A 10,113-nucleotide genomic window follows, 5' to 3' on the forward strand; every position below is an offset into this window, starting at 1 on the left:
AGGCCGCGCAGGTCGAGGGCGGGCAGGTCGAGGGCGGGCAGGTCGCTGCTCATCCCCCCAGTCTATGACGCGAGCCGAGCCCGCCGGAAGTGACCTTCGTCATGGGTACGGCGGCTATGTCTAGCTATGTCTAGGCCGGGGCCTCATTGCGCATGACGAGCTGCGGGTCACCCAACAGGGTAGGGGTAGGCAGCGTGCGCTCGCTGAGCCAGAAGGGACCGCCGAGGGGAAGAATTTCCGGCATCTCTCTGCCCAGGTCCTCGAAGGCCGACCGGATGCTCGAGCCGGTGAGCGTCCGCGCCCGGTAGTAGAGGGAGCGAGCGTGCGGGCCAGTTCCAGTTCAGCTCGGAAGCTCGCGTGCCGGCAGTGGCTGTGGCTAGCGCCCCCCTCCACCACCACCGCCCCCTCCGCCCCCGCCCCCGCTGACCGATCCGCCCGAGGACGCCGAGACGCTGCTGAGCGACTGGCTGAGGGTGCTCACCGATCGCGAGATGCCCGCGAAGTTCGTGCTGTCGAGGGAGCTGGCGCCCAGCCAGCCCGCGCGGCTGACGATAGCCCCTTCATCGAGCTTGCGCATGGGCATGGCGCGACGCAAGTTGCGCAAGAACTTTTCCGCCACACCCATCGCGGCGGCGTAACAGTAGTAGCGGTCCCAGAGCACGAAGAAATCGTCGGGCGCATCCTTCATACGGGTGTAGTCCGAGAGGGTGCGTTTAAAGCCCTGCCAGCCGTACGCCTCCCTGGCCACTTCAGGGCGCCACGACGGCATAATCAAGGCGATGACGATAAAGAGCACCGGGCAGAGGACAGCGCAGGCGATAAGCAGGTAACGCGGCAGTCCCAAGGTGAGGGCCGCACCGATCACGAAGAGAACGAGGAACAGCGCGGTTACCCCCATCCAGACGTAAGTGGCGCGCCTGCTCTCAGGCGTGGTGAGTGGGCCACCCAAACGCTTCTCCAGCCAGGTGCGAGGCTTCTTGCCCCAGGCTTGTAAAAAGCTGCTGCCGTGCTTCTCCGAGTACTTCTTGAGGGTGTCAGACTCCAGCCTGTCTTGCGCACCCCCACTAGCGGCTGCCTTCTTGAGGTAGTCGAGCACCTCGCGCTCGAAGGGCTCGAGCTCGTAGTCGTCCTTCTCCAGGTTGAGGCTCATCTCGAACTTGCGCCCTTTAGGCTCAAAGGCGCCGTAGCCGCGCCTAGCGAGGTCCATGATGGTTGCTTTAAAGGCAGGACCGCTGGGAACGCTCGAGCTGAGCTGATGACCAAAGGCGGTGACGGCTGCGGGCGGAAGGTCACTTGGTGGCTCGAAGGGATAGTGCATGGTGGAACCCACGTCTGGCTCGCGGCCGTAACGCAGGTAAGCGCGGGTGACCCCCAGGACGAGCAATATCAGCAAAACAAGACCCACTGCGCCCCACCAGGGCGAGCGCCTGGCGGCGTCGAGGCCAGCGATGCGTGCCTCATCACGCAGAAGGCGCTCGAGCCCAGGTTGACTTCCTTGCACGGTAAAGAGCGCCGGGTCCATAAGGTAGCGAATCTCCACACCGTCCGAACCGGGGACGCGGTCGAACTCGACCCCAAGGCGGGAGCGGTCTGTGGAGAGAGAAACACGTGGGCTTTCGGGGTTGCCGTAGCGGTGGACGAACGCGTCGTAAGGTGCTGCCATGGGTCCGGGAGCGAGGACCTCGAGGCTGTAGCCAGCTACCGTGACGTCCTCTCGGCCCACCATGTTCCAGTACCACTGCACCACATCGCTGTAGGCGTCGAGCGAGCCGCTCAGGCGGTAGTAAAAGCGCACCCGCCTCTCGGAGATGCGCTCTTCCTGGCGCACCACCAGTTCCTGCCCGCCTGGGGTGGCCTGCTGGTAGGCTTCGGCGGACGGGCCCGGGCCGACAGCGCCCGAACCTTCCAGGAGTTCCACCCTCTGCCCGGGTGCGAGCCTGATTTCGATGTAAGCCTCGCCGAAGTCCTCATCGGTCCAAAGTGTCCGCACGTCGTCGACGATAACCTCGCCGCTCGCTAGGAGTTCGACGCGTTGCTCGACATTGCGCCACTCATAACGCTGCGCGGTGGCGAACGACAACAGGACCACAAGGAGGGCGAGTACTCTCGGCGAGGGCGGCTTAAGGATACTTAGGGCAAGCGAGCTGCGCAACCAAGGCATACCCGCATTCTATGGCGCGTTCATCAGCAGGGTAGCACCCCAGGGAACCATGGTTGAAAGCAACCGTCTCAAAAGTCAAGCCCCTTGGATGGTTGGATGAAGCATCGGCTTGCCGGGAGGTATTAGGGCTAGACTGCTCGAGTGAACACGCTCAGCGGCCGACTGCTCATCCCCCACGGCCTCCAAACCGGCAGCCTGACCTTTTCGGATACCATCCAGACCTTGAGCCCCGGCAGGGGCCAAGGGCCCTACATCCTCCCCGGCTTCATCGACAGCCACGTCCACGGCGGCGGTGGCGGCGACGTCGTGGACGGCGCGGCGGGCGTCCGCACCCTCGCACGGTTTCATCTGGGGCACGGCACCACCACCCTCTACCCCACCACCATCACCAAGCCCTGGGAGGAGATTTTGAGGGTGCTCGGGGAGGCTCGAGCGCTTATGGATGAGGCTATCGGTGAGGCCGGGCCCAGCCTGCCCGGCGTCCACCTGGAGGGCCCCTTCATCTCCCCCGACCGTTTGGGCGCGCAGCCGCCCTTCGCGCTCGAGCCCACCCCCGCGCTTGTCGATGAGGTCTTGGCCTTTGGCGTCGTCCGGCTCGTCACCCTGGCACCGGAAGTGCCGGGAGCCCTCGAGGCGGCCAAGCGCTTTGCCCGCGCGGGCGTGCGGGTGAGCGTCGGCCACAGCACCGCCACCTACCGCGAAACGCTCGAGGTGCTAGCCGCCGTCGAGGCGGTCGGCGGCACCGCCGGCTTCACCCACTTCGGCAACGCCATGGGCGGCATGACGGCCCGCGACCCCGGCGTGATGGGCGCGGCGCTGGCCCACCGCTCGAGCTTCGCCGAGCTCATCTTGGACGGCCATCACGTCCACGACGGGACTTTCCTGGCCGCCTACAACGCCAAGCCCCAAGGGCTGACGCTCATCACCGACGCCATCCGCGCCGCCGGCATGGCGGAGGGCGGCTCCGAGCTCGCCGGTCGGGAGGTGACCGTCCAGGGCGGCACGGCGCGGCTTGCGGACGGCACCCTGGCGGGCAGCCTGCTGACGCTCGACGGGGCCTTGCGCAACGCCGTGGCGGCGGGGCTTTCGCTCGAGGGGGCCAGCCGCCTGCTGTCGGCCAACCCGGCGCGCTATCTGGGCCTGGGCGACCGCGGCGAGCTGAGCGTGGGCAAGCGCGCCGACCTGGTGGTCTTGGACGATGAGCTCAGGGTGCTCGAGGTCTACGTGGGCGGCCGGCGGCTCATCGGCTGATACCATCATCGCTTCTTGCAAGAAGCTCCAAACCGAAGTGTGGTTAGATAAAGTGTGATTAGATAAAGACACGTGGCACTCGCTGATTTCTTAGCTCACTTGCAAACGCTGCTCGTCCGGGCCGAGGAGCTGAAGACCGGCAGGCTGGGCGCCAAGCCGGAAGCGAGCACCCAGGACGGACTCCTCACCCCTTTTCTCGAGGCCCTGGGCTACGGCCCCGACGAACGCAGACCCGAAGCCGGCATCAGGAGCCTGACGCTCACCAAGGAGTGGGTGGACTACTTTCTCCTGCCCGCCAAACGCAAAGCGCCCTGGCTGATGGTCGAGGCCAAATCCTTTTGGGACAGGAACATCTGGCAGACCAACAAGGACCAGGTGCTCGACTACCTGCGCAACTATGCTCTGGACGTAGGCGCGGATACCCCGGTGCCGTGGCTGATTCTCAGCAACTTCAGAGAATGGCATGTCTTGCGCCTCAGCGACCGCGAGCCCTTCTGGACGTTTTCCGCCGAGGACCTCGCCGACCCCGACTTCGCCGCCGAGGTCTATGAGCGCCTCGCTCGAGAAAACATCGCGCGCGACAGGCTGCTGGCTTACTACAGCGAGCACCGGCGCCAAACCCTGGGCGAGCAGTTCTTGCGCGACCTCAAGCTGTGGCGCGTCATCCTCGCCAACGGGATTCGGCAGGCGCAGCCCGAGCTGACCCTGGACGAGATACGCCAGGCCTCGCACCTCATCTTGCTCCGCTTTCTCTTTATCAGACTGCTCGAGAACTACGGCCAGGAGCCCTACTACGTGCTCGGGCGGCTCTACAAGTCCTGGGAGGACGCCTTTCGCAGCAAGCCCTTCATCGAGCAGCTGCGCAGCAAGTTCGACGACACCTGGGCGAGCTACAACACCGAGCTCTTCGCCGCCAACCCCTTCGTCGACGGGCTGCACATCCCCAACGAGCACCTCGAGATGCTGGTGCTCTTAAGCCCCGTCCCGGACCCGAGCCTGGTGCCCCTCACCGAAGGCCAGATTCTTGGCTTCCGCTCGGTCTACAACTACGACTTCACCACCCTCACCCAAGACATCCTGGGCGTCGCCTATGAGCAGTTCCTGGCGCACGAGCTGGTCGAGTCCGGCGGCGTCATCCAGGTTCTGGACAACCAGGAGACGCGCAAGCGCGAGGGCGTCTTCTACACGCCCGAATACATCGTCAGGCACATCGTCCGGCGCGTCTTGGAGCCGCAGGTGAAGCCGCACTTGGACGGGGCGCTCGAGCGCTTGGCGGCAGGCGATTACGAAGCCGCCTCCCTGGCCGCCAACCGCATCCTCGAGGTGCGCGTAGCAGACCCGGCCTGCGGTTCGGGCTCGTTTCTGCTGGGCGCCTTCGACTACCTGAGCGAGGCCCTGGAGCGTTACAACCAAAAGGTTGACGAAATGGAGGCCAAAGTTCGTACCGGCAAACTTAACGAAAGAGTGAATATGTTTGATGCAGGCGAGTCTATCTTGAAGCAAGAACGGCCCAAACGCATCGATTACCCCCACGAGCGCGTCCTGGTCGACTGCATCTACGGCGTCGACCTCGACCCGCAAGCCGTCGGACTCGCCAAGCTCTCGCTCTGGACCAAGCTCCTGCGCACGCATCCGGGCCAGTACGGCAGGCGAGGCTCGGCGCACGCGCAGCTCCCCGCGCTCACCCTCAACCTCCGCAGCGGCAACAGCCTCGTCGACGCACAATCCCCCCATCCCCCCTTAGCAAGGGGGGCGGCTGAGCGTAGCGACAGCCGGGGGGATTACACCGAAACGCTCAAGAAAGCCGCCCGATTCGCGCGCGGAGCCAAAGACGTGAGCATGGCCGCGGAGGGACGAAAAGAGGCGCTGGACAGCCTCGAGACCACCCTGCAAGGGGTCAACGAGGCGCTCTTGCCCAACCTGTTGCCCTTTTTCGCCGGCGATGAAACCCTGCGCCGCGCCGCCGCTGAAGCGGGGCTCGAGGACGACGACGCGACCGTCAGAGCCGTGCGCCACTACCTCATCACCGGCAACAAACCCCGCGCGCTGGCAGACACCCCCGACAGGACGCTGGCCGAAGTGCTGGAAGCGTTGCGGGCTCAGGCCGAGGCGTTGGAAGAAGCGAGGAAGAAGCGCCCCTTCAACTGGTCCGCCGAGTTCCCCGACGTCTTCGACCCCGCCCTGCCCGAGGGGGCGCGCGGCTTCACGGCGGTCATCGGCAACCCGCCGTACTTCAATGTGGACGCCACCTTTGGCCGGGGCGCCCCCGAGCTCGACTGGCTGCGCGCGGCCTATCCCGAGGTCTACGCCGACAAGACCGACATCCTCTTCTACTTTTTCGTCCGCGGCTACCAGGTCTTGCGGCCTGGCGGCGAACTCGGCTTCATCGTCTCGAGGAGCTTTTTGCAGGGCGACAAGTCGAAGGGGCTGCGGCGCTTCCTGGCGGAGCGGACGACGCTGCTGGGGTCCTTGGATTTTCTCGGTCACAAGGTCTTCGCGGCGGGCATCGCCACCGCTATCGTCCACTGGCGCAAGGGCGAAGCGCCGGAAGGTCACGCGCTGGCCGCGACCTACGTGATGGACGAAGGCGCGGTCAGGCGGCAGCTCGAGCGCGGCCACTATCCGGTTGACGGTGTGGTCCGCGTCGAGGCCCTCCAGGCGGACTTGGGCGAGGACCGCTGGGTGCTGTCGCCCTACCGGGAGCTGTTCGCGCGCATCGACGGAGCGGGGCGCGTGCTGCGCGAAGTTGTCAGGCTCGGCAAGGGTATGGAAACGGGCGAGAACGATGTTTTCGTCGTCAACCAAGAGAAGATTCGCCGTTTCGGGCTGCCGGAGGCGCATCTCAAGCGCCGTGCCTCGAACGACAACCTGCACCGCTACGGCGCCGTGGACGGCGGCGAGCGGGTGCTGTGGGTCGAGGACTGGGACTTTGCCGCCCTGCCCAAGCCGGTTCGGGTGTACCTCGAGGCGAACCGGGAGGTCCTGGAAGGGCGGGCGGCCTACCGGCGGGGCAACTGCGAATGGTACCGCTTCACCTGGCCGCTTCATGCGGATGTTCATTTTGCCGCCAAAATTATGGCTCCTTACCGCGCGCACGGCAACGTCTTCGCTGTGGACAACTCGGGTGCATGGTTGGGGCTGACCAACACCACGCAGGTGTTTTGCAAAGGCAGTCCTATTGACGTCTATGCCCTCTGCGCGCTCCTCAACTCCGTAGTGCTCGAGTTCCGCTACCGCGCCCTGGGCGGCCTCGGCAAGCTCACCGGCAAGGGCATGTTCGAGTACTTCGAGAACCAGGTCGGCGACCTGCCCATCCCCGACCTGAGCGAAGAGGACGAGGCGCGCCTGGGTGAGCTGGGCCGCCGGGCGCAGGCGCTCTTTCGTCGGCGCTACGCGCTGATGGAGGCGTACCGGCGGGTGCTCTACGGGCAGGTCCAGCAGGATACGGCCTTCGCGGCCTATCACGACCTCGCGGGCGACTACGGACAGCTCGTGAGGGCCACGAGCCCCAACCCCAACCGCCTCGGTCACCTGCTCGGCCTGCGCGCCGAAGCGACCGAGCGGGGCTATACCCTCTGGGGCGAAGTGACCGAAGAGGAGGACTGGCGCGAGGGGGAGCGGGAGTGGTCGGTGCTAGCGGAGGTCGAGGTGACGCACGAGGCGCTCAGGCGGATGCTGCTCTTTCGGGCGCATGACCTCAGCGAATTCGACGAGGGGTTCAGGCGCAGGCAGAGGTTCACCCGGGGCAAGGGTGAGAACCTGCTGGGGGCGGCGCTGCGCGCTCTCAGCGCGCCGATGTACGACACGGACGCGATCCGTAACCTGCGGATTGTGGAAAACTTGGAGGCGCGGGTGATGAGCGAAGCCCCCGGCGAGACGCTTGCAGCGGTCATGCTCGAGGCCAAGGCCGCCGAAGTAGCGATAGACGAGCTTGCCTACCGCGTTTACGGCGTCCTCGAGCATAGGGCGGACATCGAAGAGGCATTGAAGACGGTGCTGTAAAGACGGTGCTGTAGCCGCAAAGGTTATGATGAGCTATGGCACGGACGACGAGTTACGGCAACTGCGCCCTCTGCGGCTACCGGAGCAACAAGGCGGGCATGACCCGGCACCTCAAGACCTGCGCCCCCGAACACGACGGCAAGCGGGGCAGGGCCGCGCGGCTCTTTCACCTGCGCGCCGAGGGCGACGGGGCGCCGCGCTACTGGCTCGACCTCGAGATCAAAGCCGGTGCGACGCTCGTTGAACTGGACAGGTTCCTGCGCACCATCTGGCTCGAGTGCTGCGGACACCTGAGCATGTTCAAGGTCGGCAACACCCACTACAACCTCGATCACGACGAAGAGGATGGCTTTGAAGACGACCTGGAGAGCCTTTTTGAAGGCTTTCCCGTGGCGAACCGCGAGCTTTTTGAGGAGCTGAGGGCGCGCCAGCCCAAAGAGCGCGACATGGACGTTCCCCTCGCCGAGGTGCTCGAGCCCGGCCTGCGCTTTTCGCACGAATACGACTTCGGCTCGACCACCTATCTGAAGCTCAAGGTCAGCGGCGAGCGCGAGGGGCGCATCGGGGGCGGGGCGCTGCGCCTGCTGGCCCGCAACGAGCCGCTCGAGTGGTCATGCCGGGTCTGTGGCAAGCCTGCCACACAGCTCCACACCGAAGAGATGTGGAACGACGACAACCCCTTCTACTGCGAGGTTCACGCCGAGGCGCACGAGGACGATTGGGCCTTTATGCCGGTCGTCAACTCGCCGCGGATGGGCGTCTGCGGCTATACGGGCGCGGCCTGAAGGCCGGTCAGGATCAGCGCAGCCGTCTCGCCAGCTCGAGCGCGCCCACTTCCGGCCCCGCCAGCGGGGGGCGGTAGCCCCGGCGAAACCTTTCGGGCGCGCCCCCCAGCAGCTCGCCCTCGAGCCTCTTGGCGATACTGCCCGTGAGGCTGAAAGCCACCTCGCCCGGCGGATACTGTTTGTCCATCGCCTCCAAAAGCTCGGCGAGCGCCGTCACCGCTTGCGCCTCGAGCGCCCGCGCGACTCCGTCGCCCGCCGCGGCCGCCGCGAACACGAGCGGCGCCAGGCGGCCGTAGTCGGCGGGTCCGGCCAGGCGCACCCTTTCCATCAAGCCTTCCACCGTCGGCCCCCAGTGCTCCAAGACGGCCCCCAGCAGGGCGGTCGCTTCACCGCGGCCGTCATGGGTACGCAAGGCCAGCCGCACCGCCTCGCGGCCCAGCCAGGCTCCGCCGCCCTCGTCGCCGACCGCCAAGCCCCAACCGCCGGCGCGGTAGCGTGCGCCGCCGCCGTCCACCCCGTAGGCGATGGAACCGGTCCCGGCGGCCAGGAGCACGCCCTCCTCGCCGCCCAGCGCGCCCACCAGGGCGACGTGCACGTCGGTCTCGAGCCGCAGGCTGGCGAAGGGGTGGCCCGGCGCGAGAAGGAGGCGTCTGTCCTCCTCCCGGCCCACCCCCGCCAGGCCCAGGCAGACGTGGAGGCGCGACGGTATCTGGGGCGGCAAGCGCGCCTCCTGCAAGGCTCGAGCGGCAAGCTGCTCGAGGTTGTTCCAAACCGCCCCAACACCCAGCGCCCTGGGGTTGGCCGGGCCGCCCTCGACCCTTGCCAGAATCTCCCCTTCATTACCGAGGACCGCCCTCGAGCCGCTGCCGCCGCCGTCGATGCCGAGAAACAAGCGATTGGTCATGGTTTCGTTTGTCACCTCACCGGCCCTTTGTCATAAATCAATCATAAAGCGACTCGCGCCGATCGAAAAGCCGACACCACGCACCCTTCAGCGTCAGGGCTGCGCTGTCAGGGCTGCGCTACGAATGATGATTCTCGGGCGCCTTTTGTTCGCGCGCCGCTAGGCGTCGTGCGGCCTGGTTGCTATGCTTGAAACGATGACCAGGCCCGCCGGCGACACCCTGACCCGGTCCAAGACCGAGACCAAGACCAAGACGCCGCCCATGTACCGGGTCCTGCTTTTAAACGACGACTACACGCCGATGGACTTCGTGGTCGAGGTGCTGGTGCGCTACTTCCGCAAGACCGGCGAGGAGGCCACGCGCATCATGCTGAGCGTGCATCAGCAGGGCGCGGGCGTCTGCGGGGTCTACGCCTTCGAGATCGCCGAGACCAAGGTCGCGCAGGTGACGCGCGCCGCCCGCGGGGCCGGCTATCCGCTGCGCTGCACGCTGGAGCCCGAGTGATCTCGGCGCCCCTGCGCGAGACGGTGCGGCGCGCGCTCGAGCTGGCCGAGGCGCGCGGCCACGAGTACGCCGGGCTCGAGCACCTGCTGTTGGCGCTGCTACAGGACCCCGACGCCGAAGCGGTCTTGCGCCTCTGCGGGGTGGACATAGCGGCGCTCGAGCTGGAGCTGGAGGGCTCGTTGGAGGCGCAGGAGCGCCTGCTTGAGGACGCCGAGGCGGAGAGCATACCCACCGTCGCCTTCGAGCGCGTCCTTCAGCGCGCCGCCCTGGCGATGCAGCGCGCGGGCCGCCAGGAGGCGAGCGGCGCCAACGTCTTAGTCGCCCTCTTCGACGAGCCGATGGCGCGGGCCTGCCTGCTGCTCGAGGCCCACGGTCTCGACAGGCTCGCCGTGACCGGTGTGCTGGCCGGGGGTGTGACGACGGGCGTGAGCGGTGGGGGCGTGAGCGGTGGGGCGGCGGCTGCTCAGGAACGCGCCAGGCCGGGCGAGGCCGGGGTGGACGAGCC

General features: G+C 66.7%; 7 protein-coding genes. 5 read left to right on the forward strand and 2 right to left on the reverse strand.

The window, feature by feature from the left end:
- Positions 1-376 precede the first annotated feature (376 nt).
- On the reverse strand, positions 377-2,089 hold the full coding sequence (locus M3498_12410) for a DUF2207 domain-containing protein (protein ID MDQ3460086.1): 1,713 nt from the start codon (positions 2,087-2,089) through the stop codon (positions 377-379).
- A 213-nt stretch (positions 2,090-2,302) separates the two neighbouring features.
- On the opposite strand from M3498_12410, the gene nagA reads away from it, so the two are divergent.
- From nagA to M3498_12425, 3 genes are all read left to right on the forward strand, one after another.
- Positions 2,303-3,412: an N-acetylglucosamine-6-phosphate deacetylase gene (gene nagA / locus M3498_12415; protein MDQ3460087.1), complete on the forward strand. Its 1,110-nt coding sequence runs from the start codon at positions 2,303-2,305 to the stop codon at positions 3,410-3,412.
- A gap of 72 nt (positions 3,413-3,484) precedes the next feature.
- Complete coding sequence (locus M3498_12420) at positions 3,485-7,414, forward strand: N-6 DNA methylase (GenBank protein ID MDQ3460088.1); 3,930 nt, start codon at positions 3,485-3,487, stop codon at positions 7,412-7,414.
- Between the two features lie 35 nt (positions 7,415-7,449).
- Positions 7,450-8,199, forward strand: coding sequence for a hypothetical protein (locus M3498_12425; GenBank protein ID MDQ3460089.1), 750 nt, complete (start codon positions 7,450-7,452; stop codon positions 8,197-8,199).
- Between the two features lie 13 nt (positions 8,200-8,212).
- On the opposite strand, the gene M3498_12430 is transcribed toward M3498_12425, so the two are convergent.
- Positions 8,213-9,103: a hypothetical protein gene (locus M3498_12430; protein MDQ3460090.1), complete on the reverse strand. Its 891-nt coding sequence runs from the start codon at positions 9,101-9,103 to the stop codon at positions 8,213-8,215.
- A 196-nt stretch (positions 9,104-9,299) separates the two neighbouring features.
- Between M3498_12430 and clpS the strand changes: the two genes are divergently transcribed.
- Positions 9,300-9,608, forward strand: a complete 309-nt coding sequence (gene clpS, locus M3498_12435) for an ATP-dependent Clp protease adapter ClpS (protein ID MDQ3460091.1) — start codon at positions 9,300-9,302, stop codon at positions 9,606-9,608.
- A partial coding sequence (gene clpA / locus M3498_12440; protein ID MDQ3460092.1) for an ATP-dependent Clp protease ATP-binding subunit ClpA occupies positions 9,605-10,113 on the forward strand: 509 nt, incomplete at its 3' end. The genes clpS and clpA, both read left to right, overlap by 4 nt.

It is taken from the genome of Deinococcota bacterium, from assembly GCA_030858465.1.
GTDB lineage: Bacteria > Deinococcota > Deinococci > Deinococcales > Trueperaceae > JALZLY01.